Annotated in this window: 27 protein-coding genes; 19 read left to right on the plus strand and 8 right to left on the minus strand. The window is 56.5% G+C overall.

All coding sequences use genetic code 11. The features are described from left to right. Nucleotides 1-9 precede the first annotated feature (9 nt). From AC4IC4_RS06950 to AC4IC4_RS06965, 4 genes are all read left to right on the plus strand, one after another. Nucleotides 10-483 carry a YbjO family protein gene (locus AC4IC4_RS06950; protein WP_024907853.1) on the plus strand — a complete coding sequence of 158 codons (474 nt, stop codon included), beginning with the start codon at nucleotides 10-12 and terminating at the stop codon, nucleotides 481-483. A gap of 40 nt (nucleotides 484-523) precedes the next feature. Beyond that, a complete protein-coding gene (rlmC, locus tag AC4IC4_RS06955) occupies nucleotides 524-1,651 on the plus strand; it encodes a 23S rRNA (uracil(747)-C(5))-methyltransferase RlmC (protein WP_491472424.1) in 1,128 nt (375 codons plus the stop codon). A 72-nt stretch (nucleotides 1,652-1,723) separates the two neighbouring features. Next, nucleotides 1,724-2,431, plus strand: a complete 708-nt coding sequence (locus tag AC4IC4_RS06960) for a response regulator transcription factor (protein WP_491472425.1) — start codon at nucleotides 1,724-1,726, stop codon at nucleotides 2,429-2,431. Next, nucleotides 2,415-3,884, plus strand: coding sequence for a sensor histidine kinase (locus AC4IC4_RS06965; RefSeq protein WP_491472426.1), 1,470 nt, complete (start codon nucleotides 2,415-2,417; stop codon nucleotides 3,882-3,884). Before AC4IC4_RS06960 ends, AC4IC4_RS06965 begins: the two co-directional genes overlap by 17 nt. A gap of 79 nt (nucleotides 3,885-3,963) precedes the next feature. Here the strand turns inward: AC4IC4_RS06965 and artJ are convergent, their stop codons facing one another. The 6 genes from artJ to AC4IC4_RS06995 all read right to left on the minus strand — a co-directional run bounded on the left by artJ (nucleotide 3,964) and on the right by AC4IC4_RS06995 (nucleotide 8,484). Beyond that, a complete protein-coding gene (artJ, locus tag AC4IC4_RS06970) occupies nucleotides 3,964-4,695 on the minus strand; it encodes an arginine ABC transporter substrate-binding protein ArtJ (RefSeq protein WP_021240923.1) in 732 nt (243 codons plus the stop codon). A gap of 173 nt (nucleotides 4,696-4,868) precedes the next feature. Further along, on the minus strand, nucleotides 4,869-5,537 hold the full coding sequence (artM, locus tag AC4IC4_RS06975; RefSeq protein WP_032649287.1) for an arginine ABC transporter permease ArtM: 669 nt from the start codon (nucleotides 5,535-5,537) through the stop codon (nucleotides 4,869-4,871). Further along, entirely contained in the window at nucleotides 5,537-6,253 is a 717-nt protein-coding gene (gene artQ / locus AC4IC4_RS06980) for an arginine ABC transporter permease ArtQ (RefSeq protein WP_024907846.1), read from the minus strand. The genes artM and artQ overlap by 1 nt, the downstream gene beginning before the upstream one ends. A 6-nt stretch (nucleotides 6,254-6,259) precedes the next feature. Beyond that, the gene (artI, locus tag AC4IC4_RS06985; RefSeq protein ID WP_048990934.1) at nucleotides 6,260-6,991 is read right to left on the minus strand and encodes an arginine ABC transporter substrate-binding protein ArtI; all 732 of its coding nucleotides are present in this window, start codon (nucleotides 6,989-6,991) and stop codon (nucleotides 6,260-6,262) included. A 19-nt stretch (nucleotides 6,992-7,010) separates the two neighbouring features. Continuing rightward, entirely contained in the window at nucleotides 7,011-7,739 is a 729-nt protein-coding gene (artP, locus tag AC4IC4_RS06990) for an arginine ABC transporter ATP-binding protein ArtP (RefSeq protein ID WP_023310942.1), read from the minus strand. Between the two features lie 226 nt (nucleotides 7,740-7,965). Beyond that, nucleotides 7,966-8,484 carry a lipoprotein gene (locus AC4IC4_RS06995; protein WP_045908429.1) on the minus strand — a complete coding sequence of 173 codons (519 nt, stop codon included), beginning with the start codon at nucleotides 8,482-8,484 and terminating at the stop codon, nucleotides 7,966-7,968. 97 nt (nucleotides 8,485-8,581) lie between these two features. Here AC4IC4_RS06995 and AC4IC4_RS07000 point away from each other — a divergent pair, with 97 nt between their 5' ends. From AC4IC4_RS07000 to AC4IC4_RS07010, 3 genes are all read left to right on the plus strand, one after another. Beyond that, a complete protein-coding gene (locus tag AC4IC4_RS07000) occupies nucleotides 8,582-8,905 on the plus strand; it encodes a heavy metal-binding domain-containing protein (protein WP_023310944.1) in 324 nt (107 codons plus the stop codon). Continuing rightward, the gene (locus AC4IC4_RS07005) at nucleotides 8,902-9,732 is read left to right on the plus strand and encodes an N-acetylmuramoyl-L-alanine amidase (protein WP_061715670.1); all 831 of its coding nucleotides are present in this window, start codon (nucleotides 8,902-8,904) and stop codon (nucleotides 9,730-9,732) included. The genes AC4IC4_RS07000 and AC4IC4_RS07005 overlap by 4 nt, the downstream gene beginning before the upstream one ends. A gap of 268 nt (nucleotides 9,733-10,000) precedes the next feature. Further along, nucleotides 10,001-10,624 (plus strand): helix-turn-helix domain-containing protein, encoded by a 624-nt coding sequence (locus AC4IC4_RS07010; RefSeq protein WP_267214555.1) that lies wholly within the window; start codon nucleotides 10,001-10,003, stop codon nucleotides 10,622-10,624. Here AC4IC4_RS07010 and AC4IC4_RS07015 read toward each other — a convergent pair whose 3' ends face one another. Together AC4IC4_RS07015 and AC4IC4_RS07020 are read right to left on the minus strand one after the other, a co-directional pair. After that, the gene (locus AC4IC4_RS07015; protein WP_491472427.1) at nucleotides 10,625-11,254 is read right to left on the minus strand and encodes a type II secretion system protein GspB, cryptic system variant; all 630 of its coding nucleotides are present in this window, start codon (nucleotides 11,252-11,254) and stop codon (nucleotides 10,625-10,627) included. Next, on the minus strand, nucleotides 11,254-12,804 hold the full coding sequence (locus tag AC4IC4_RS07020) for an ExeA family protein (protein ID WP_491472428.1): 1,551 nt from the start codon (nucleotides 12,802-12,804) through the stop codon (nucleotides 11,254-11,256). Before AC4IC4_RS07020 ends, AC4IC4_RS07015 begins: the two co-directional genes overlap by 1 nt. 300 nt (nucleotides 12,805-13,104) lie before the next feature. Here AC4IC4_RS07020 and gspC point away from each other — a divergent pair, with 300 nt between their 5' ends. From gspC to AC4IC4_RS07080, 12 genes are read left to right on the plus strand one after another with little or no spacing between them, the layout of a single operon-like run. Then, nucleotides 13,105-13,836 carry a type II secretion system protein GspC gene (gene gspC / locus AC4IC4_RS07025; protein ID WP_090417576.1) on the plus strand — a complete coding sequence of 244 codons (732 nt, stop codon included), beginning with the start codon at nucleotides 13,105-13,107 and terminating at the stop codon, nucleotides 13,834-13,836. 13 nt (nucleotides 13,837-13,849) lie between these two features. Continuing rightward, nucleotides 13,850-15,775, plus strand: coding sequence for a type II secretion system secretin GspD (gene gspD / locus AC4IC4_RS07030; protein ID WP_024907839.1), 1,926 nt, complete (start codon nucleotides 13,850-13,852; stop codon nucleotides 15,773-15,775). Between the two features lie 15 nt (nucleotides 15,776-15,790). Next, nucleotides 15,791-17,269, plus strand: a complete 1,479-nt coding sequence (gspE, locus tag AC4IC4_RS07035) for a type II secretion system ATPase GspE (protein ID WP_491472429.1) — start codon at nucleotides 15,791-15,793, stop codon at nucleotides 17,267-17,269. Continuing rightward, nucleotides 17,269-18,477, plus strand: a complete 1,209-nt coding sequence (gene gspF, locus AC4IC4_RS07040; protein ID WP_420277973.1) for a type II secretion system inner membrane protein GspF — start codon at nucleotides 17,269-17,271, stop codon at nucleotides 18,475-18,477. Before gspE ends, gspF begins: the two co-directional genes overlap by 1 nt. Before the next feature lie 3 nt (nucleotides 18,478-18,480). Continuing rightward, entirely contained in the window at nucleotides 18,481-18,930 is a 450-nt protein-coding gene (gene gspG / locus AC4IC4_RS07045; RefSeq protein WP_024907836.1) for a type II secretion system major pseudopilin GspG, read from the plus strand. Then, a complete protein-coding gene (gene gspH / locus AC4IC4_RS07050) occupies nucleotides 18,930-19,415 on the plus strand; it encodes a type II secretion system minor pseudopilin GspH (protein ID WP_208763672.1) in 486 nt (161 codons plus the stop codon). The genes gspG and gspH overlap by 1 nt, the downstream gene beginning before the upstream one ends. After that, nucleotides 19,408-19,788 carry a type II secretion system minor pseudopilin GspI gene (gene gspI, locus AC4IC4_RS07055; protein ID WP_032649263.1) on the plus strand — a complete coding sequence of 127 codons (381 nt, stop codon included), beginning with the start codon at nucleotides 19,408-19,410 and terminating at the stop codon, nucleotides 19,786-19,788. The genes gspH and gspI overlap by 8 nt, the downstream gene beginning before the upstream one ends. Beyond that, nucleotides 19,785-20,396, plus strand: a complete 612-nt coding sequence (gene gspJ / locus AC4IC4_RS07060) for a type II secretion system minor pseudopilin GspJ (RefSeq protein ID WP_491472430.1) — start codon at nucleotides 19,785-19,787, stop codon at nucleotides 20,394-20,396. Before gspI ends, gspJ begins: the two co-directional genes overlap by 4 nt. After that, the gene (gspK, locus tag AC4IC4_RS07065) at nucleotides 20,393-21,403 is read left to right on the plus strand and encodes a type II secretion system minor pseudopilin GspK (RefSeq protein ID WP_491472431.1); all 1,011 of its coding nucleotides are present in this window, start codon (nucleotides 20,393-20,395) and stop codon (nucleotides 21,401-21,403) included. The genes gspJ and gspK overlap by 4 nt, the downstream gene beginning before the upstream one ends. Before the next feature lie 15 nt (nucleotides 21,404-21,418). Next, nucleotides 21,419-22,552, plus strand: coding sequence for a type II secretion system protein GspL (gene gspL / locus AC4IC4_RS07070; protein ID WP_491472432.1), 1,134 nt, complete (start codon nucleotides 21,419-21,421; stop codon nucleotides 22,550-22,552). Beyond that, nucleotides 22,549-23,034, plus strand: a complete 486-nt coding sequence (locus AC4IC4_RS07075) for a type II secretion system protein M (RefSeq protein ID WP_491472433.1) — start codon at nucleotides 22,549-22,551, stop codon at nucleotides 23,032-23,034. Before gspL ends, AC4IC4_RS07075 begins: the two co-directional genes overlap by 4 nt. Continuing rightward, entirely contained in the window at nucleotides 23,031-23,828 is a 798-nt protein-coding gene (locus AC4IC4_RS07080) for a prepilin peptidase (protein ID WP_491472434.1), read from the plus strand. The genes AC4IC4_RS07075 and AC4IC4_RS07080 overlap by 4 nt, the downstream gene beginning before the upstream one ends. Nucleotides 23,829-23,847: the final 19 nt, after the last annotated feature.

Genomic DNA, 23,847 nt, shown 5'->3' on the forward strand with positions numbered 1-23,847 from the left:
AGTAAAACATTGGGATTATTAAAAAAATCACGTATTACGCACGCGCGTCCTAACGTACCTGCACTGGTTCAGGTGGCGGCGCTCGCCATTATTATGATCCGCTGCCTGGACGTGCTGATGATTCTGAATACCCTGGGCGTGCGCGGCATCGGTGAATTCATTCACCGCAGCGTGCAGACGTGGAATCTTACGCTGGTCTTTTTGAGCAGCCTGGTGCTGGTGTTTATCGAGATCTACTGCGCGTTTTCGCTGGTCAAAGGGCGCAACTGGGCGCGCTGGGTCTATCTGCTGACGCAGATTACCGCGGCGAGCTATCTGTGGGCCGCCTCGCTGGGGTATGGCTACCCGGAGCTGTTCAGCATTGCCGGTGAATCCAAACGCGAGATCCTGCGCGCGCTGTTTATGCAAAAACTGCCGGACATGCTGGTGCTCTTTCTACTCTTCGTTCCGGCTTCCAGTCGGCGGTTCTTCCGCCTGCAATAATGTGTATAATCGCAGCCCTCGTGATTCTTAAGGTTTTCATATGCAGTGCGCACTCTATGACGCCGGACGCTGCCGCTCCTGTCAGTGGATAGAACAGCCGGTCTCTCAACAACTCACCGCCAAAATGGCCGACCTGCAACAGCTGCTGGCAGCGCACGCGGTGGGCGAATGGTGCGCACCCGTCAGCGGCCCGGAGCAGGGTTTCCGTAATAAAGCCAAAATGGTGGTCAGCGGCAGCGTTGAAAAACCGCTGCTGGGGATGCTGCACCGCGACGGCACGCCGGAAGACTTAACCGACTGCCCGCTGTATCCCGCCTCCTTTGCGCCGGTCTTTGCGGCGCTTAAGCCGTTTATCGCGCGGGCGGGGTTAACGCCCTACAGCGTAGCCCGCAAGCGCGGCGAGCTGAAGTACCTTCTGCTGACGGAAAGCCAGAAAGACGGCGGCATGATGCTGCGCTTTGTGCTGCGCTCTGAAACCAAGCTGGCGCAGCTTCGCGCGGCGCTGCCGTGGCTGCAGGCGCAACTCCCGCAGCTAAAGGTCATTACGGCGAATATTCAGCCGGTGCATATGGCGATTATGGAAGGGGATAAAGAGATTTTCTTCACCGACCAGCACGCGCTGGCCGAAAATTTCAACGGCGTACCGCTGTGGATCCGCCCGCAAAGCTTCTTCCAGACGAACCCGACCGTGGCAAGCAGCCTGTACGCCACCGCCCGCGACTGGGTTCGCGCGTTAAACATCCAGCATATGTGGGATCTCTTCTGCGGCGTGGGCGGCTTTGGGCTGCACTGCGCGACGCCGGAGATGCAGCTCACCGGGATTGAGATCTCTGCCGAAGCGATTGCCTGCGCGAAACAGTCCGCCGCCGAACTGGGGTTAACGAATCTGCACTTCCAGGCGCTGGACTCCACGCAGTTCGCGACCGGCCAGGGCAACGTGCCTGAGCTGGTGCTGGTCAACCCGCCGCGCCGCGGCATCGGCAATGCGCTGTGCGACTACCTGAGCCAGATGGCGCCAGAGTACATCATCTATTCCAGCTGCAACGCGCAGACCATGGCGAAAGACATTGCGCACCTACCGGGCTATCGCATTGAACGCGTTCAGCTTTTTGATATGTTCCCGCATACCGCGCACTATGAAGTGCTGACGTTGCTCGTAAAATCTTAAACAAAATGTGAACTCTTCATCCCGGCGAAATCAGGTAAGCTTACCTCATAAGAAATGATTGAAGGCTTACCCATGAAGCAGATCCTGCTGGTGGAAGACGACCACGATATCGCGGCGCTTCTGCAACTCAATTTAGAAGACGAAGGCTACGCCATCACCCACGAGCCCGACGGGGGCAACGCCCTGCAGCGTCTTGAAAAACAGCCGTGGGATGCGGTTATCCTCGACCTGATGCTGCCCAACGTTGACGGTCTGGAGATTTGCCGCCGCATCCGTCAGATGACGCGCTACCTGCCGGTGATCATCATCAGCGCCCGCAGCAGCGAAACCGACCGCATCGCCGGGCTGGAAACCGGCGCCGACGACTATCTGGCTAAGCCGTTCTCCGTGCAGGAGCTGATTGCGCGCATCAAAGCGCTGTTTCGTCGCCAGCAGGCGATGGGGCAGGCGCAAACCGACGGACACATTCAGGCCCACGGGCTGACCATCGATCCGCTGGCGCGCAGCGTGCTGCTTCACGGCCAGGTGGTGGACCTCACCCCGCGCGAGTTCGAGCTGCTGTACTTCTTTGCCCGTCATCCCGGCGAGGTGTTTTCCCGTCTGGCGCTGCTGGAGCAGGTCTGGGGCTACCAGCACGAGGGCTACGAACACACCGTTAACACCCATATCAACCGCCTGCGCATCAAGATTGAGAAGGACGCCGCCGAGCCGGAGATCATTCGCACCGTCTGGGGCAAGGGCTACAAATTTGCGGAGCCGCAGCATGATGCGTCGCTTTAGCCTGAGCCAGCGCCTGACGCTGCTCTTCATCCTGCTGATGATGCTCTGCGCCACCGTCGCCTGCGCGGTACAGCTCTACAGCAGCATGCAGTACGGTAACGCGATGGTGCAGCGTTTGTCGGGTGGGCTGGCGCAGCAGATCGTCCAGCGCGAACCGATTCTGGACGCGCAGGGCCGGGTCGACCGCAGCGCGCTGAAACCGCTGTTTGGCCGGCTGATGACCTTTAATCCGAGCGTTGAGCTCTACGTTATCTCTCCTGACGGCGATATCCTCGCCGATGCCGCACCGCCGGGCCATATTCAGCGGCAAAAAATCGACCTGGCGCCGGTGCAGAGCTTCCTGAGCGGCACCGCCATGCCGGTACTGGGGGACGATCCACGCAGTCAAAATCAAAAAGTCTTTAGCGCCACGCCGCTGCGGCAGGACGGCGAGCTGAAAGGCTATCTGTACATTATCTTGCAGGGCGAGGAGTCAAACGCCCTGGCAGAAATGGCCTGGCACAAGGCGCTGTGGAGTACCGTCCTGTGGTCACTGCTGTGGGTCGCGCTGTTTGGGCTGCTGGCAGGGCTGCTGGTCTGGTACTGGGTCACGCGTCCGGTCAAACAGCTGACGGTGGAGGTCGCCGGGCTGGAGCAGGACAGCATAAGCGCAATCAGGCTGCTGGCGGCACAGACGCCAGACGCGGCGGCAAAAGATGAAGTGGCAATCCTGCGCAACAGCTTTATCGAGCTGGCGTGCAAAATCACCCGCCAGTGGGATCAGCTGGCCGACAGCGATCGCCAGCGCCGGGAGTTTATCGCCAATATTTCGCACGATCTCCGCACGCCGCTGACCTCGCTGCTGGGCTATCTCGAAACCCTGTCGCTCAAATCCGCCACTCTGACGCCGCAGGAGCACCAGCAGTATCTCGCCACCGCGCTGCGTCAGGGGCAAAAAGTCCGGCATCTTTCGCAGCAGCTGTTTGAGCTGGCGCGCCTTGAACACGGCGGTATTAAACCCCAGCGCGAGCGGTTCGCGATGGGAGAGCTGATTTCCGACGTGGCGCAGAAGTTTGAGCTCACCGCCCGCACGCGAGAGGTCAATCTGCATATTGACGTGCCGGGGCCGCTGCCGCTGATAAACGCCGATGTGTCGATGATCGAACGCGTGGTGACCAACCTGCTCGATAACGCGATGCGCCATACGCCAGCTGGCGGGGAAATTCGTCTGGCGGTCTGGCAGGAGAATGAACGGCTGCAGGTCGAAGTGGCTGACAACGGAACGGGCGTGGATGCCTCGCTGCGCGACGATCTGTTCCAGCGGCCGTCGGCGCTCAATACCCAGGCCTCGCGGGAGAATCGCGGCGGGTTGGGGCTGTTAATCGTGAAACGGATGCTGGAGCTGCACGGCGGTGGGATCAGGCTGATGGAGTCGGTGAGCGGGGCACGGTTCAGGTTCTTTGTGCCGCTTTGAGAAATTGCCGGGTGGCGGCTTCGCCTTACCCGGCCTACAGACTACCACCCCCGTAGGCCAGGTCACCCGGCAAAAAAGGTTACTGCGGGAACCACTGCTCGCTGATTTTCTGGTACGTACCGTCCGCTTTAATCGCTTTCAGCGCGCCGTTCAGTTTTTCCAGCAGGGCTTTGTTATCCGGACGTACCGCGATGCCGAGGCCCGTACCGAAGTACTGTGGATCGGTCACTTTTTCCGTTGCGGTGCCCAGCTGCGGGTTGGTTTTCAGCCATTCGTTCACCACGGCGGTGTCGCCGAAGACGCCGTCGATACGGCCATTTTTGAGGTCGATAATCGCGTTCTGGTAGCTGTCATAGGCCACGGTTTTCACTTCCGGATGTTTGTCCTGCAGGTATTTCTGATGCGTGGTGCCGTTTTCCATCCCGATGCGTTTGCCTTTCAGCTGATCGAAAGAGGTATAAGCGCCTTTCTTCGCAATCACCACCGCCGAGTTGGCGTAGTACGGGTCGGTGAACGCGACCTGCTTGCTGCGCTCAGGCGTGATGTCCATCCCGGAGATCACCGCATCGTATTTTTTGAACTTCAGCGACGGGATCAGGCTGTCGAAAGCATGGTTGGTAAAGGTGCAGTCGGCCTGCATTTGTTTGCACAGCGCTTTCGCCAGGTCGATATCGAAACCAACGATCTGGTTGCTGGCATCCAGCGATTCAAACGGCGGATAGGTGGCGGAGACGCCGAAATTGATTTTATCCGCAGCGGATGCGCCAGCGGCGAAGGTGGCGAGTAATGCGGCCAGAACTAACTTTTTCATTGTAATGCTCCCGTCTGTCTTATTGATGCGCCGTGTCTGCGGCCTGGATGTACAATGCCAGTTAATGAATTTATATGCAATAAAAATGATTAAGTATTATTTTTATCGCAAAAAAAAGCGGATAACCCATCAGGTTACCCGCTTTATGAATACCGTTTTATGCATTCGCGTGGTTAATTTCTGCGCTCAAACGCTAACGCTTTACGCTCGATCAGGCGCATCATCAGCGTCAGCAGACCGTTCACCACCAGGTACACCACGCCCGCCGCGCCGAACACCATTACGTCATAGGTGCGTCCATACAGCAGCTGTCCGTGACCCATCACTTCCATCAGGGTGATGGTGTAGGCCAGCGAGGTACTTTTGAACACCAGCACCACTTCGTTGGAATAGGAGGAGAGGGCGCGCTTAAAGGCGTACGGCAGCAGGATTGCCAGCGTGTCTTTCTTGCTCATGCCCAGCGCCCCGCAGGACTGCCACTGGCCTTCCGGAATGGCGCGGATCGCCCCGTAGAACAGTTGGGTGGTATAGGCCGCGCTGTTCAGCGAAAGGGCAATCAGGGCACACAGCCACGGCTCAGAGAGCAGATGCCAGATAACCGGATAGTCCTGCAGCGACGGGAACTGGCCCGGGCCGTAGTAAATCAGGAAGATCTGCACCAGCAGCGGCGTACCGGTGAACAGGGTGATGTAACCGCGCACAATCCACACCAGCACCGGCGTTTTCAGCGTCAGGATGATGGTGAAGATAAGGGCCAGGACCAGCGCCACGATAATGGACGCCACGGTCAGCGTCAGGCTGGTGTGCAGCCCTTTCATCAACTCGGGGAAATATTCAAGCATCAGCCTGGTCTCCGTTCAAAGCGCGTCGCTCGCAGGTCAATACGCTTGAGGATGTACTGACTGAGCAACGTGATCACCAGGTAGATCGCCGCCGCCACAATGTACCAGGTAAACGGCTCCTGGGTACGGGTGGCGATGCTTTTGGTTTGCAGCATCAAATCGTTAACGCTTATCAGGCTCACCAGCGCGGTATCTTTCAGCAGCACCAGCCACTGGTTGCCGAGCCCCGGCAAGGCATGACGCCACATCTGCGGCATCACCAGACGGAAAAAGATGGCGGATTTCGACAACCCTAACGCCTGACCCGACTCCCATTGTCCCTGCGGCACGGCTTTCAGCGCACCGCGCAGGGTTTGCGACGCGTACGCGGAGTAGAGCAGGGAGAGAGCAATCACGCCGCACAGGAACGGGCTGACGTCGAAGTTATCAATCTGCATCTGCACCGGGATCTGCGCAAAGCCGAGATTGAGGGTGAAGCCGTCCGACAGCGTAAGCAGCAGCTGTGAGGAACCGAAATAGATAAACAGGACCACCAGAATTTCCGGTAGCCCACGCAGCACGGTGACCAGCGCGGAGCCTGTCCAGGCGACGGGGAACCATTTCGCGGATTCCCACACCGCAAAGAACATCGCCAGCACGAGGCCGATAATCAGTGCGCAAACGGCAAGGCCGACGGTCATCCCGGCGGCGCTTGCTAAAGGAAAAATTTCATTCATCAGGAATTACTTCTGGAACCATTTTTTGTAGATGGTTTCGTAGGTGCCGTCTTTCTTCACTTTTTCCAGCGCAGCGTTGAATTTCTGCTGCAGCTCAGTGTTGCCCTGACGAACGGCAATCCCCAGACCGGTACCGAAGTAATCCTTATCGGTCACTTTGTCGCCCACTGGCGCCAGCTTGTCGTTGGCTTTCAGCCACTCGGTCACGACCGCGGTATCACCGAAAACGCCGTCGATACGGCCATTTTGCAGATCCAGCTTCGCGTTCTGGTAGCTGTCATACGGAACGGTGGTGATTTCCGGATGCTTATCCGTAATGAATTTCTGGTGCGTGGTGCCGTTCTGCACGCCGACTTTTTTGCCTTTCAGCTGATCGACAGAGGTGAATTTACCTTTCTGACCAATGAACAGGGCGGAGTTGTCGTAGTAAGGGGTGGTGAACAGCACCTGCTTTTCACGCTCCGGGGTGATATCCATACCGGCCATCACGGCGTCGATACGGCGGAACTTCAGGCTTGGGATCAGGCTGTCAAACGCCTGGTTGCTGAAGGTACAGGTCGCATCGATCTCTTTACACAGGGCGTTAGCCAGGTCCACGTCGAAGCCCACAATTTTGTTGTTCGCGTCGATGGACTCAAACGGAGGGTAAGAGGCTTCCGTGGCAAAACGAATGGTCTGGGCTGCGGTAGCGGAAAGGGTAACGCCAGCAAGCAGCACGGCAAGTAATACTTTTTTCATTATATTTCCCCTGACACAATCAATGAGATAAATAGTTTTTGAAGGCATCGGTTTGCGGGTTCGCGAAGCAGCTCGCATCACCTTGCTCAACGATATAGCCGTTTTCCATGTAGACCACACGGCTGGCGGTTTTACGCGCCACTTCCACTTCATGGGTGACGATGACCTGCGTAATGTTGGTTTCCGCCAGCTCGCGGATGATGCTCACGATCTGGGCGGTGATTTCCGGATCCAGCGCCGCGGTGGGTTCATCAAACAGCAGCACCGCAGGCTCCATCATCAGCGCACGGGCAATGGCCACACGCTGCTGCTGACCACCAGAAAGATGCAGCGGATAGCGGTCGCTGTAGGGCTTGAGACGCAGGCGGTCCAGCAGCTTTTCGGCGCGCGCGATCGCCTGATCCTTGCTTAACCCCAGCACGCGGCACGGGGCTTCAATCAGGTTTTGCAGGACGGTCAGGTGCGGCCAGAGATTGTATTGCTGGAAGACCATGCCGACGTTTTGACGCAGCTCACGAATCGCTTTATCAGACGGCGTCTTCGCGAAATCAAAATGGTTACCGGCAATCGCCAGCGTACCTGAACGGGGCATTTCAAGCAGATTAAGGACACGCAGAAGGGAGCTTTTGCCTGCACCGCTTGGGCCAAGCAAAACCAGCGTTTCGCCTTCCGGGCAGTTCAGCGTGATGTCAAACAGCGCCTGGTGTGCGCCGTAGAAGCAGTTAATGCCGTTTAGTTTAATACTCATCGGGGCAGTCTTTACTCATCCAGGCAATCTATAGCAATTGAGGCCGCAGATAGTACCGTTGACAGAATAGTTATGCAATATTTCTGCGTTAAAAGTTAAATATAACCCGTGTTTCCTCTTAAACATAGCACAAAATAGCGAACGGCAAGGTCGGCGAGTATAAATGTCGGCATTCCGCATGAAATGCCGCACATTTTACGGGGGTTACCAGGGAATATCGGCGGATTTAGCGATTCTCAATCGACTGGCGAAGCGTGCCTGCCGGGGCATGAACGCTGCCGCCCACGTAGCGTACGTCGTCCACTGCCCAGCATTGACCTTCACGGATCATCAGCACTTCATCCTGCCAGGTTTGGGTTCCCTGCGTCAGCTTCACGCGCAGCGGAATATTACGGGCGTCCGTATTCGGGATGGTTGACGCGCTCGCCACTTCGGCGCTGTCCGGTAGCGTGGTGCGGCTGGAGAACGGATCGGATTTCAGCAGGGCGTTATGCTGCGGATCGCGGGTGGCGTCGTTAAGCAGTTTTGCCAGGCCATCGCTCAGATACGGGCGCAGGCCGGTGAGATCGTTGCTGCGGTGCTGAATGCGATAATCATAGAACTGTTGCGCCACGGTGTCCGGGCCGCCCTCTATGCAGGGGCCGCTGCGGGTACCGATATCCTTAAAGGCTGGCGTGACCGTGGTGGTACAGGCGCTGAGCACCAGCGCGCAGGGCACGAAAAGTGTTAAAGCAGAATAGCGCATGTTGATTTCCTTATTTATTAACTATCCTTTCAATCATAGCGTAACGAACCGATAATGCTGTGCCTAAGGCATTGAACGCTAAAGAAGGAGAGAAACCATGCAGTTTTCAACAACGCCAACCCTGGAAGGGCAGACAATTACCGAGTACTGCGGCGTGGTCACCGGCGAAGCGATTCTCGGCGCCAATATCTTCCGTGACTTTTTTGCCGGTATCCGCGATATCGTGGGTGGCCGCTCGGGTGCATACGAAAAAGAGCTGCGCAAAGCGCGCGAAATCGCCTTTAAAGAGCTCGGCGAGCAGGCGGAAGCCCTCGGCGCGGATGCGGTCGTCGGGATTGATATCGACTACGAAACGGTCGGGAAAGATGCCAGCATGCTGATGGTGAGCGTGAGCGGTACGGCGGTGAAAACCCTCCGATGAGGCGTTCGTTTGCCACAATCCTGCTGGCGCTGCTGCTGGCAGGGTGTGCCGCGGAAAAGGGAATCATCGATAAAGGTGCCTACGAGCTGGATACGCGTCATCAGGCTCAGGCGGCTTACCCGCGCATCAAGGTGCTGGTTATCCACTACACCGCGGATGATTTTGACAGCTCGCTGGCCACGCTGACGGATAAGAACGTCAGCTCTCACTATTTGATCCCGGCTAAACCCCCGGCACCGGACGGTAAGCCGCGCATCTGGCAACTGGTGCCCGAGAGCGAACTGGCCTGGCATGCGGGCATTAGCTTCTGGCGCGGCACAAACCGCATCAATGATACGTCTGTCGGCATTGAGCTGGAGAACCGCGGCTGGCAAAAAACGTCGGGCGTTAAGCGCTTTACCCCGTTTGAGCCTGCCCAAATTGCGGCGCTGGTGCCACTCGCCAAAGATATTATTACCCGCTACAACATCAAACCTGAAAACGTGGTGGCCCATTCGGACATCGCGCCGCAGCGCAAAGACGATCCCGGCCCGCTGTTCCCGTGGCGACAACTTGCTCAGCAGGGCATTGGCGCCTGGCCCGATCCGGCGCGCGTCGCGTTCTATATTAACGGGCGTCCGCGCTATCAGCAGGTGGAGACCGGGGCATTACTCGATCTCCTCGCGCGGTATGGCTATGAGGTGCCGGTTGACAGCACCCCTGCGCAGCAAAAGCGCATCATCACGGCGTTCCAGATGCATTTCCGGCCTGACCTGTGGAACGGTATTGCGGACGTCGAAACGATGGCCATTGCCGAAGCGCTTCTGGAGAAGTACGGGCAGGGGTAATCCTTCGGACTACTCCGAATGTCTTAACGTATTCTGATTTTCTTCAGATTAATCTTAAGTACAAACTCAATTCATTTTTAGTTAATTGACTTAAAATTATCCGGATTTAAGATAGACACATAGCTTGCTAATTAATATAGCAAATAAATATATCGCATTTATTCTTTATTTCTCTCATTGAGAATTTCACAGGAACATATTCAGGGCTTAAGGCTTTTTTGCCCTATGCCTGCATTTTTAAATTTCACATCTTAAATCGGGTATAACAATGTTAAGCATCTATGCAAAAAAATTACGTCCGCAATATGAAATGGAAGCCATTATTTCTGCTACATCAGGTTTTGAAGAGAAGATCTTAAAGAAATGGCAGAAACTCTCCACGTCCGATTCACAATATATTCATATTATCGTCAGCGGTGAAGTTGAATTCCGACGCGAATCCGACGAACTGTGTATGTTCACGGTAACGGGCCAGTGCATTTTTGGCCTCTCGTCGATGTACTATAACGCAACCCATATGTACGGCCTCATTCGCGCTAACGCTGTGGTGCGCTCAATCAAAAAAGAGGTCTTCGCGCAGCTGATGACCGATAACAATTTATGGCCTGAACTCACCAAAGTGCTGGCCTGGTACATCTGCATGCTGAGCAAACGTGACGATGTGCTGGTTGCCCGCAGCGCTTATTCTGTAGTGCGCGAGTTTTTATACGAGATTAATGAGCTGATTGTTCATCATCAGCGTGATATCAATATTTACGATTATATTCAGGAATATACCAATCTGGCGCGCAGTACCATCATTAAAATCCTCTCCGACCTCAAAAAAGGTCAATATATTGTGGTGGAAAAAGGTCGACTCCTTAATCTGACCACATTGCCTGAAAAATACTAACTATTCCAGCCGATCTCCTTTTTCACTTAAAGGAGATCGGGATCCCACGTTACGTTGCACTCTCATCTGCGAATTATCCTGCGTTTCATCCACCGGTGGCGCGGGAATTTTGCCTTGCGAATAATCTTGCTCCTGTTCTTTTAACGCCTGCTTAAACAACTCGGTTAAAGAAGCATCCTCACTGCCTGTACTGGCGGGCGCGACATCATGCGCTTCGGTGCCGGGTAACGTATCCCGCGACGTATCGTGCGGTTCCGCGCCGTCGGGCGCTTGCTGCCAGTCGGCATCGTCGCTGTTAATCGGCAGATCCTGCATGGCAGGGATGTCAGCCTGCACCGGTGCGGGTTTCGGATGTGGATGCGGGAACGGCTTGCTCACATACACGTAGTGCATATCAGAAAGCTGCGTTTCAGGTTTCGCGACGCTCGCTTTTGTTACCGGTTCCGGCGCAGGATGACGCAGATTCCAGTAAGTATGCGCGTACACGCCCGCCGTCAACATGACGCACAGACCCAACATCCATAAAAAGGCGTTGCCGACGATTTTTCTCAGGCTGGGGAGGCGATACGAAAACCAGACCGCCTCCCCGGTAGCGTAGCTGCGCTGGGCCGCAAGACAGAGGGTAGACATCAGGCTTTCTTCTCCTGCATTTTCGGGGTGGTCTGGATCAGCACGCTCGGCGTGGAATGGGTTTCACGCATTAACTGCATCAATGTATCTTCCCCTGGAATGCCATCCACATGCAGATGCATTTTTTGCTGGAACTCGCGGGTGCGTTTCATCATCTCCGTTGTCCAGGTCCGGGAATGGGTTTCCGGCTGGTTAAGGGCTACGCTCAGCTGCTGGTCAAGCCAACCCATGTCCTTCGCATCGCTGGCGGCGCTGATGACGTCTTTACCTTCCGGCGTCAGGCGGTGCAATTGGGTAAAGTTGCCGGTGGCATGCTGGTTAAACCAGCTGCGGCTTACCTGCCAGGTACGGTTGTTCATCAGCAGGTCGAGTGAGTTATCCCCGACGCGGGCGACCACGGCATAATTGAGGTGGTTGCCGGTTTTCAGTTCACTTACCCACGGATACCCTTCCTGCGCCAGCGCGTCCGGTGAGGCGTTACCCTGCCTGCACATCAGGTTCACCTTCTCGGCGTTTTGACACAGGGCATCGTCCGCTGAGGCGTCATATCCCCACATCAGATAGAGCTGATGCATGGCATCCGGCTGATTGACCATTTCATTGTCGATAACCGGCACCATCGGGGCCTGAACATGTGGCGTCTGCTGTTTCCAGCTGGCAGGCACCGGGAGCTGAACCGGAAGTTTTGCACCGATCGAGGAGGTCAAATACCAGCCGCAGGCGGCAAACAGCACGGATGTGAATAAACCGACGGTAGCCAGGCGCTTACCGTGTTTTTTCGCAGGCAGCGTCTCGCCGGAGGCCAGACGTAAATGACGCGGACTGACCTGATGCGCACGCTCGGTCCAGGCGGCGAGCATCGACAGGTGGGCCAGCTCGTTCAGCTTGCTGATATTCCCCCTGGTCAGCGTATGCATCTTGCGCACGCGCGCCGGGGTTAACGGTGAGCTCTCGCACCCGTGCTCTTCACACTGCGCCTCAACGTAGCGGAGAGATTCCCGACAGGTAAGAGGACGCAGGCTGTGACGGGTATGTGTATATTCACGCAGCTCGGGCTGCTGCATCAGGACGGCTTCCTGACCCGCTGCGCCCATCAGCACGATGGAGAGGCAAAACCCCAGCTCCTGGGCGCGCGTCAGCAGCATAGCCAGCACCTCCTGACAGGTGTCCTTCATGGCTTCGGTGTGGCTAATCACCAGCACTTTCGTCCTGGTTTTTCCCCCTTGCCACTGATGCAGGATGGTATCCACCGCCTGAAGCCGGTTTTTGCTCTCTTTCGTTCCCGGGTTGAGTTTATACAGCAGGCTACTGGCACTCAGTTTTGGAAACGCGTTGATGGCAAAAACGCCAGGATTAGCGGATTTCAGGGCGTCGCTGAACTGGCCCAGCAGCGGGGCATCGTCAGCAAAGAGCCCAATAATCCCCGCCTGTTGGGTTTTCTCTTTCAGCAGGTTGAACACATCCTGATGATAAGGCACCAGAAAATCCCCGGATAACCCGGTTATTTTCCGAAAGGGCGGGTTTTTAAAATTAAAGTGGCTCTGATACATAACGACTTACCGTCTCTGATTAGGAATAGCAACAGGACGAGAAAGTAAAGCAACGCTATAGGGTGGTCAATTTGCGCACAGGGTAAAAATATCCTGCCAGTGAGCCCTAACATCTGGATTTTATGCGGTCAATATTTTTCTGTATGAAAGTTAGCGGCAAAGTGAGTGGTCGTTTTTACAGCGGGAAATTACGCTTTGCTCACATATTGGCGCAGCGCGACGCTGCTTATTTTCGCTTTGCTAAAGGAAAGATGAAAAATGAGGTTTTCATTTCTGTCACGGTGGATAACGCCTTGCATTATGTTTGTGCTGTTAATTTTTTGCGGCCAGCAAGGGTATCTGACGTTTAAAGATTATAAAAAAGTTACGAATAAGTTGGCTAACGCTGATGCGCAGCCGCTGAAAACGCGTCGTGATAAAAAGACATTCACCCTTTTCACGGCGGCCGTGCGTCAGGACAACCTGCCAGCCGCCGCGAAAGCCCCGCTGGCAGCGGAGATCGAAGGTATTGTGCGCAGCGATGACGCCTGGCTTTCTTTCGCCGTGATCAAAACGCCGGGTGGTCAGAAGAGCTACCGTGAAGGCGAGCCGCTGACCGGTTTTAACGATGCCTATATTCAGGAAATTAACAAAGACAATGTGGTGGTTAATTACGAAGGTGCTACGCAGGTACTGGCATTAAATAAACCTGATTATTTTAAGGGCGGCGTTGACAGCGGCCCGGTAAGCAAATCGACGAAAGATGCAGGCGCGGAAAGTGTGCATCTGAATGATTATCTGGTGTTAAAGCCGTTAATCGAAAAGGGCCAGCTGGAAGGCTACAACATTAATCCAAGGAATGCCTCTTCCTTCTACAGCCATTCAGGGCTGGAAAAAGGTGATGTGGCGGTAAAAGTGAATTCTGTCGATATGACCGATGAAGCAAAGGCAAAAAGTATTATTGCCAACTGGTCGAAAATGAAAGAGGCGGAGGTCGTCGTCAGACGTCACGCTCACCTTGAAAATATTCGGGTTAATGTTCTAAACAATTAACAAGTGTACAGACATGAAGAAATTTCCCTGGGCGTGCGTGGCGCTGACCGCATTGTCGTTATATTCAAGTTCGCTGCTTGCAGCCAACTTTAGCGCGAGCTTTAAAAATACCGATATCCGCGAGTTTATCGATACGGTAGGCCGCAATCTGAATAAAACCATACTCGTCGATCCGTCCGTGCAGGGCTCGGTGTCGGTGCGAACCTACAACGTGCTGACGGAAGATGAGTATTACCAGTTCTTCCTGAGCGTGCTGGATCTGTACGGCCTGTCGGTGATCCCGATGGACAACGGCATGATTAAAGTAGTGCGTTCCAGCGTGGCCCGTACCGCCGGCGCGCCGCTGGCAGACAGCAAAAACCCGGGTAAAGGTGATGAGATCATCACCCGCGTCGTGCGCATGGAAAATGTGCCGGTACGTGAACTTGCCCCGCTGCTGCGCCAGCTCAACGATGCCACCGGCATCGGCAACGTGGTGCACTTTGAGCCGTCCAACGTGCTGCTGTTGACCGGTAAAGCCTCGGTGGTGAACCGCCTGGTGGATCTGGTTCAGCGCGTGGACAAAGACGGGATTCAGCGCCGCGAGATCGTGCCGCTGCGCTTTGCCTCTGCCAAAGAGCTCTCTGACATGTTGAACAACCTCAACAACGAAGAGCAGAAGGGGCAGAACGCGCCGCAGCTGGCCACTAAAGTGGTGGCGGATGATGAAACCAACAGCCTGGTGATCAGCGGCTCGGAAGATGCGCGCATGCGTACCCGCTCTCTGATCCATCAGCTGGACCGCGAGCAGAACAACGAGGGGAATACCCGCGTCTTCTACCTCAAATATGCCAGCGCCACGAAGGTGGTGCCGGTTCTGACCGGGATAGGTGAACAGCTGAAGGACAAGGCCAGTACGCCGAAGGCGAAAACCGCCACCGCGTCCAGCGATCTGAACATTACCGCCGACGAGGCCACCAACTCGCTGGTGATCACCGCTCAGCCTAACGTGATGAACTCCCTTGAGAAGGTGATCGACAAGCTCGACATCCGTCGTCCACAGGTGCTGGTGGAAGCGATCATTGCTGAAGTGCAGGACGGTAACGGCCTGGATCTCGGCGTGCAGTGGACCAGCAAGCACGGCGGCGTGCAGTTCGGCTCCACCGGCCTGCCAATCAGCCAGATTAAAAACGGCACCATGAAGGGGGCGAGCTTCACCGGCCTTGCGACCGGCTTCTTTAACGGCGATTTCGGGGCGCTGATGACCGCGCTCTCCACCGACGGCAAAAACGATATTCTCTCCACGCCAAGCGTGGTCACGCTGGATAACAAAGAGGCGTCGTTCAACGTCGGTCAGGACGTGCCGGTGCTTTCCGGCTCCCAGACCACCAGTGGCGACAACGTCTTTAACTCCGTTGAGCGCAAGACGGTCGGGACCAAGCTGAAAATTGTGCCGCAAATCAACGATGGCGACATGATCCACCTGAAGATTGAGCAGGAAGTCTCCAGCGTCGACAACAGCGCGACGGAAGATGCCAGCCTCGGCCCAACCTTCAACACCCGTACCATCAACAACGAAGTGATGGTGCACAGCGGGCAGACGGTGGTGCTCGGCGGCCTGATGGAGAACGTCACCAAACAATCGGTCTCCAAAGTGCCGCTGCTGGGCGATATCCCGCTGGTCGGCCAGCTGTTCCGCTATACCTCGCAGGATACGTCTAAACGCAATCTGATGGTGTTTATCCATACCACCGTGCTGCGCGACGACGACAACTACAGCGCGGCGTCGAAAGAGAAATATGACCAGATCCGCGCCCGCCAGCAGCAGCGCGTGGAAGAGAAAAAGCTCGGCATTATCGAACCAACGGATAACGCGGTACTGCCCGCGTTTCCCGTCGACGCCAGCGCCGCGCCGGTAAAAACCAGCGCCAGCACACCGCGCAATCCGTTTAAACACTAAGGCGGCGAGGGCACCGTGGACGAACTGACTAAAACCCTGTGTAGCAGCAGCTACGCAAAAGATAACGGCGTTCTGTTTTACAACAACGACGTCTATATCCGTGATAACACCCCGGCGTTAGCACTGCTGGAGGTGCGCCGGGTGCTGGGACGCGCGTTCGTCCCGGTGACCCTGACATCTGAAGCCTTTGACGAGCTGCTGGCCAAAATCTGGCAGCAGAGCAGCGGCGTTTCGCAGCAGCTGGTGGATGATATGGACGCGGATATCGACCTGATGGCGTTAACCGAGGAGATCCCGGATAACGAAGACCTGCTTGATAACGACGAGAACTCGCCGGTGATCCGCCTGATCAACGCCATTCTCGGCGAGGCGGTGAAGGACGGCGCGTCGGATATTCATATCGAAACCTTCGAGCGCACGCTGAGCATTCGCTTCCGCGTTGACGGCGTGCTGCGCCCGGTGCTGCAGCCGGCGCGTAAGCTGGCACCGCTGCTGGTGTCGCGCATCAAGGTCATGTCGAAACTGGACATCGCCGAGAAGCGCCTGCCGCAGGATGGCCGTATCTCTCTGCGCATCGGCCGCAAGGCCATCGACGTGCGCGTCTCGACCATTCCGTCCCAGTACGGCGAGCGCGTGGTCATGCGCCTGCTCGATAAAAGCAACCTGAAGCCCGACATCAACAAGCTGGGCCTGATTGATGAAGAGCTGGAGAAGTTAAAAGAGCTGATTGACCGCCCGCACGGCATTATCCTGGTCACCGGGCCGACAGGTTCCGGTAAAAGTACCACCCTGTACGCCATTCTCTCGGCGCTGAACGGTCATGAGCGCAACATCCTGACCGTTGAAGACCCGATTGAATACGAGCTGGAAGGGGTGGGGCAGACGCAGGTTAACCCGCGCGTGGACATGACCTTTGCCCGCGGGCTGCGCGCCATTCTGCGTCAGGACCCGGATGTGGTGATGATCGGAGAAATTCGCGACGGCGAAACCGCGCAAATTGCGGTACAGGCCTCGCTTACCGGTCACCTGGTCATGTCTACGCTGCACACCAACAGCGCCGCCGGGGCGATAACCCGCCTGCGGGATATGGGGCTGGAGTCGTTTTTAATCGGTTCATCGTTGCTCGGTGTCATTGCCCAGCGTCTGGTGCGTCGGCTGTGTAGCCACTGCCGGATCACCAGTCCGCTGGATGACAATGAAAAGGCGCTGTTCAGCTTCATGGATACGCCGCCGAAAGCGATCTATCGCGCGGTGGGCTGCGAGCACTGCCGCCAGAGCGGCTATCAGGGCCGTGCCGGTATTCATGAATTTCTGGTGGTGGACAGCACCATGCGCCGCGCGATCCATGAAGATAAGGACGAAATGTCCATCGAAACGCAGCTCTTTAAGCAGGCCTACAGCCTGCGCGAAAACGGGCTGCTGAAGGTGATTAGCGGCATCACCTCTCTGGAAGAGGTGATGCGCGTCACCGCCGAGCGCGGGGGGGATGAATAATGGCCTTCTACGCCTGGACGGCAACGGATGCGGCGGGCAAAACCCGGCGCGGTACGCTGCAGGCCGAGGGGCAAAAGCAGGTTCGCCAGTGGCTTCGCGAACAAAAGCTAATGCCCGTCAGCATCACCGAAACCCGCGAGGCGGCGGTGTCCGGGAAAGCAAAGACCGGGGCTAAGCTCTCCACGCCGGTGCTGTCGATGTTTACCCGCCAGCTCTCCACGCTGGTCAACGCCGCGCTGCCGCTGGAAAGTGCGCTGAAGGCCATCTCGAAGCAGACGGAGGACAAAAAGCTGGCGGCGATGGTGGTGGAGATCCGTGAAAAGGTGGTGGAAGGGCACACGCTGTTTGACGCCTTCAGCCAGTTCCCGCGCACCTTCGACAAGCTCTACTGCACGCTGGTGATGGCCGGTGAAAAAACCGGCCACCTCGGTGACGTGCTGGAGAAGCTGGCGGAGTACAACGAGCAGCGTCAGAAGATGAAAAGCAAGCTGACGCAGGCGATGGTCTACCCGATTACCCTGACGGTGGTGGCCATCGCGGTGATCGGCATTCTGCTGGTGGCGGTGGTCCCGCAGGTGATCGAGCAGTTCACCCACATGAAGCAGCAGCTGCCGATCACCACCCGCACGCTGATCGCGGTGAGCGATTTCCTGCAGGCGTACGGCATCTATATTGTCGGGATCCTGGCCGGTGGGTTTATCGGCTTTAAGACCTGGCTCAGAAATGCCAAAAACCGCTTTCGCTGGCACAGCTGGCTGGTGAACGGCTCGCCGATTAAAAAGCTGGTCTGCGCCATCAACAGCGCCCGCTATATCCGAACCCTGAGTATTCTGCAGGCCAGCAGCGTGCCGCTGCTTGAAGGGATGTATATCGCGATGGACGGTATCGAAAACCTCTACGCCCGGCAGGTGCTGGAGCAGGCCGCCGATACCGTGCGCCAGGGGGCGTCGTTATATGCCGCGCTTGAACAGGCGAAATTATTCCCGCCAACCATGCTGTACATGATCGCCTCCGGCGAAGAGAGCGGCGAATTAGGCAACTTAATGGACCGCGCGGCGGAAAACCAGGAGTCGGCATTACAGCATCGAATTACGTTAACGCTGTCGGTATTTGAACCGGCGCTGGTGGTCTCCATGGCGACGATTGTTTTATTTATCGTGCTGTCAATATTACAGCCGCTTCTGCAACTTAATAATATGGTAGGTTAAATCATGGCTATAAAACGTAAAAACCTGGCTCGCCAGGCGGGCTTCACCTTGCTCGAATTAATGGTGGTGATCGTTATTCTCGGCGTTTTAGCGAGTATGGTGGTGCCAAACTTAATGGGCAATAAAGAAAAAGCGGATACGCAAAAAGCGACCAGCGATATTGTCGCGCTCGAAGGCTCGCTGGATATGTATAAGCTCGATAACCACCGCTACCCGACAACAGAGCAGGGCCTGCAGGCGCTGGTGACCAAGCCTGAAATCGCACCCATCCCGAACGGCTACCGCGCTGACGGCTATATTCGCCGCCTGCCGCAGGACCCGTGGGGAAACGATTATCTGCTCGTCAGCCCGGGCGAACACGGCGCAGTTGACGTCTTCTCTGCCGGTCCGGACGGTGAAGCCAATACCGCCGATGATATTACGAACTGGTCGCTGGATAAGAAAGAGAAATAATGAAAAATCAACGCGGCTTTACGTTGCTGGAAATTATTCTGGCGCTGGTGATATTTGCCAGTTGCGCCATGATGGTGGTGTCAACAATACCCTCACGCAGCGGTGCGGATATATTTGGCCAACAATTAAAAGCCCTTGTTGATTATGGTTCAGACCGCGCGGTAATGGACGGAAATATCGTCGGGCTGGTAATCACCACCGATAAATATCAGCTGGTCACGCTCGACGATAAAAATGGCGTGCGTCACTGGGTGCCTTTATCTGCCGGACGAATTACCACCAAAGGCGATTTTCCGCAGGAGATGCATGTATCGCTGTCGCCCCAGCGCCTGGCGGCCACCGTCGAGGCTGATCCTCAGATCCTTTTTCTGCCGGACGGTGAGATTGGCCGCTTTACGCTGACGCTGCAAAGCTACGACAAACAGCACCATTTCCGCGTGGTGTCGCAGGGCGCGGCCCCGGTATCGGTAGAGAACGATGACTAAAGGCAAGGTTAAGCAGAACGGGATGACGCTGCTGGAGGTGATGGTCGCGCTGGTCATCTTCTCCACCGCCGCGCTGGCGCTGATGAACTCGGTCTCCCTGAACGTGCGTTTTACCCACGGGCTGGCCGACACGCTGCAGGCCAGTTGGGTGGCCGAGAACCAGCTGGCGGAAGCGCAGCTCGCGAAAACCGACTTCCCGGATGCTGAGGAGCAGGGAACGGAAATCATGGGCGGGCGCGGGTGGAACTGGCGCAAGCAGCGGGTCAAAACCGCCGACAAGGGCTGGGCTAACGCGATTCGCGTGTATGCGGAAGGCGACGACAGCCAGCCGGTTATTTCGCTGCAGATCGTTGGGCCAGGAGAGAGCCAGTGAAGAGAACCCGACGCCAGCACGGTTTTACCCTGCTGGAGATCATGATTGCCCTGACCATCTTTGCGGTGATCAGCACCCTGGCCTGGCAAATTCTGGACGGGGCGATGCGCACCAGTTCGGCCACCGACGCCAGCGCGGCGAAGCTTAATCAGCTGCAGCGCGCCTGGAGCCTGATGGAACGTGATTTCTACCAGCTGCAGGCACGCGCGCCGCGCAACGAGCCGGATCTGTTCCGTCAGGTGGACGATGCGCTTGAGCTGACCACGCTGAACGGCGTGAGCGGCACGGTCCAGCTGGAGCGCGTGCGCTGGCGGCTGGAAGAAGGGCGTCTGTATCGCGACGTCTGGCCGGTGATTGACGGCCCGGCGGACGCGAAACCCGACGAGGTGCCGATTGTCAGCAACGTGAAATCCCTGCAGTGGCGTTTTTACCGTCAGGGCTGGCAGAAAAGCTGGAGCGACCCGGCGCATCTGCCGGACGGCGTGGAGCTGACGTTGACCATGGAAAATGGCGATACCTGGCGCTGGGTCTTTACGACGCCGGGCGATCTGCCTGAAGCGGCTGCACCTGAAAACGCACCCGTACCGCCACCGGAAGCAAAATCATGAGTGCATTGCGTAAACAGAAAGGCGTAGCCCTTCTGGTGGTGCTGATCCTGCTGGTGATGATGTCGGCGCTGGCTGCCAAAATCAGCCAGCAGTTCTGCCGCAACCTGCAAAAAACGCATTACCAGGTAAGCCAGCAGCAGCTGCGCTGGGCGATGCAGGCCCAGGAAAAGGTGGCGAAGGACCGGCTGCAGGCCGACGCCAGCGGGGAAAGCAAAGCGCTCTCCCCCGACGGCGACTGGCATCAGCCGCTGGAAACCCGGGGCGAAGACTACACGGTGGTCGGCCAGGTGGAAGACGCGCAGGACTGCTTTAACGTCAACAACCTGCTGGCGGTCGAGAACGTTGCGCAGGGGCAAAACCTCCCAGCGGTGCCGGAAAAGCCCCGCAGAGAGCAGATTGTTGAACAGCTTCTGACGGAGAGCGGCCTGAGCCAGACCAATGCGGAAGAGGTGTATCTGCAACTGGTGGACTATCTCGATGGCGACACGACGACGGCCAAAGAGGGCACTGAGACCGATGCCTGGGCTGGCGTGGTGCCCGCTCGCCAACCGGCGAACCAGATGATGCGCACCATTGCGGAGATCACGCTGCTGCCCGCGTTCCCGGCTGCCGCTTACCCGAAGGTGAGCAAGCTGCTGTGCGCGCTGCCGGACGCCGCCAGCAAGGTGGATGTGAATACCCTGAAACCGGAGCAGGCCGCCTTACTGGCCGCGCTGTTCCCGGGAAAACTCAATGAAGATGATGCCGTTCGCCTGATTGAATCGCGTCCTGAAACCGGCTGGGAGAGTATGGAAACCTTCAGCAAAGCGCTGGAGCAGGCCTTCCCCCAGTTAAAAGACGACCTTCCGCAGGTGGCCGACTATCTCTCCATTAACAGCCGGTATTTCCGCGTCAATTATACCGGCAATACCGATGAATTAACGCTTCGCGTGGTGAGCCAGCTTCAGGTCAATAACGAAGCCGGTGAGATCGTGACGTGGCAGCGCCGTTACCGAATGATTGAATAAGAAAAGTAGAACGCTATGAAACAGGTCCTTTTTGTTCGTCCCGACAGCCGCGAGGGCGGGAAAATAATGTGGTGTGTCTCCGGTAGCCAGCAGGTTGAGGTGCTGGAGAGCCTGGATGCGCTGATTAACCATCCCCTGGCGGCACGCGTTTGCCTGCTGCTGCCTGCCAGCAACATGATCTTCCGCCACTTTACGCTGCCGAAGAAAGTTGCCTCGCAGGCGACGGCATTCTCGTGGATGGCGGAAGAGACGCTGATTGGTGACGTGGATAATCTTCACTGGACGGTGCTCAACAAAAAGGGCACCGAGGTCGATGCGGTGGCGATTGATGCCGAACTGCTGCGCGGATGGTTAACCCGTTTTCAGGCTGCAGGAATGAAGGTGATCCAGGCGTTGCCGGATGCCTGGCTGCTGCCGGTGGCAGAGGGAGGAAGTACGCTGGTCAAGCAGGATGAAAGCTACTGGCTGCGTTTATCCCCCCACACCGCCGGGGAGATGGAGGCCAGCCTGCTGCCGCTGCTGATGCAAAAAGCGGGCGAGGGCGAGGTGTGCTGCTACGGCGCGCAGCCTGAAGGGGTTGACGTTGACCTCCTGCAGCCCTGGCAGCATCCGCTGGTACTGATCCAGCCGCAGTGGCAAACCTGCCGCGTGAATATCATGCACGGTGAATTCAGCGCGAAAGCGGGCTCGGGTAAGGCCCCGAAAGGCATCAAAGCGGCAATGGCCGCAGCGGGTCTGCTGTCTCTCGGCCTGTTGCTCGGCCCGCGCGTCGCCATGGCCTGGATGCTGGTGCAGCAGGAGAATGCTATACAGCAGGAGATCGCTCAGGTTTATCAGCACCATTTTCCGAGTATGCGCCAGCAGACCAACATCAAATACCACTTTGGTCAAAACATGAAAAAGCAGACCAAAGGGGTATTTTTGCAGCTTGAAGCGCTGGAGAAAGCCAGGCAGGCCGTGCCGGCGATGGAAATCGATCTGCTGGAATACGACGCCCAACAGAACACGCTGACGCTGAGCGTCAGTGCGCAAAACCAAACCGCGTTGCAGACGTTTGTGGATCAGGCGGGGGAAAATTTTGATTTTACCCTGCAGCCTGTTTCCACCGCTGCACCTTATACCGCCATGATCGCAGGGAAATATAAATGAAAGAGCGAATCGCGCAGCTTAAATCTCGTTATCAGAATTACAGCACCAGGGAAAAAGTCATTATAAAAATATGTGCCGTTGCCCTGGCGGGGGCGGCCGTTTATTACGCAGGCATGATCCCGCTGGATAATATGATTCTGAACAGTAAAGCCACGCTGAGCAGACAAAAAGAGACGCTGAACTGGATGCGCAGTGAGATAGATAAAAACCATCTCCAGGTTCAGTTGGTCAAAACGGATAATCCGCGTACGGTGGTGGAGAGTAGCGCGCAGGAAATTAATCTTCCCCTGACGGATGTGCGTCAGGATGGACAAACCTTATCGTTCGTCGTGAATCGCGTTAACGTCTACGAATTAAAGAGCTGGCTGCGGGAAATTAACCAGACCTCCGGCGTCAGGCTGCAAAAAATGAACCTCACGCCGGTCGATCACCTCAGTGATGTAAAAGCGGAAGTCCAGCTTACCTGGAGCAAAGCCGCATGAACACCTTCGCGCTGATGCGGGAGGTTTACCCGGTGGGGTTCCCGCTGATGAGTGCGATTCTGGGCGGCATTGTGGGGAGCTTTCTGGGCGTCGTCGCCGAGCGCGTACCGGGCATGGTGATGGACGAAGAGGGGGGCGGCAATTTGCTTTTTCCGGCGTCGCACTGCCCGGCCTGTCAGCACACCCTGGCCGCCTGGGAGAATATTCCGCTGGTCAGCTGGCTTCTCCTGAGAGGACGTTGTAGCCGCTGCGGCGTGGGTATCCCATTGAGGATATTTTTGATCGAACTTTTTTCCGCGCTGTTTTTCGGCGTCACCGCCTGGTGTATGCCAAACGTACAGGCCTTGTTCTCCCTGTGGGTACTGGCGGCGTTCTTGTTGCCTCTGGCCTTGATCGACTGGCGGCATCAGCTGCTGCCGGATTGCCTGACGCAGCCTCTGCTGTGGGCTGGCCTGTTGCTCCATACGTTTGACCATACGATGCCGCTACGCGATGCGCTTTTTGGCGCCGTGGCAGGTTATCTCTCTCTTTGGCTGCTCTACTGGGCATTTCGGCTTTGTACCGGGCGGGAAGGGCTGGGTTATGGCGATTTTAAGCTGCTGGCGGCTTTGGGGGCCTGGTGCGGCTGGCAGGCGTTACCCACGCTGGTATTAGTCGCCGCCTTAAGCGGTATTGTCGGTTATTTCATCCTGAATATCTTAAATAAAAATAACCTCATTATTGCTTTCGGACCCTATCTCTCATTTGCTGGAATAGTGGTGTTTATTGGGCAGCAGTTTGCTTTCATATTTTAAATATTTCGGTCAAGTTTTT

The sequence above is a fragment of the Enterobacter sp. Taxon_2 genome, from assembly GCF_058355295.1.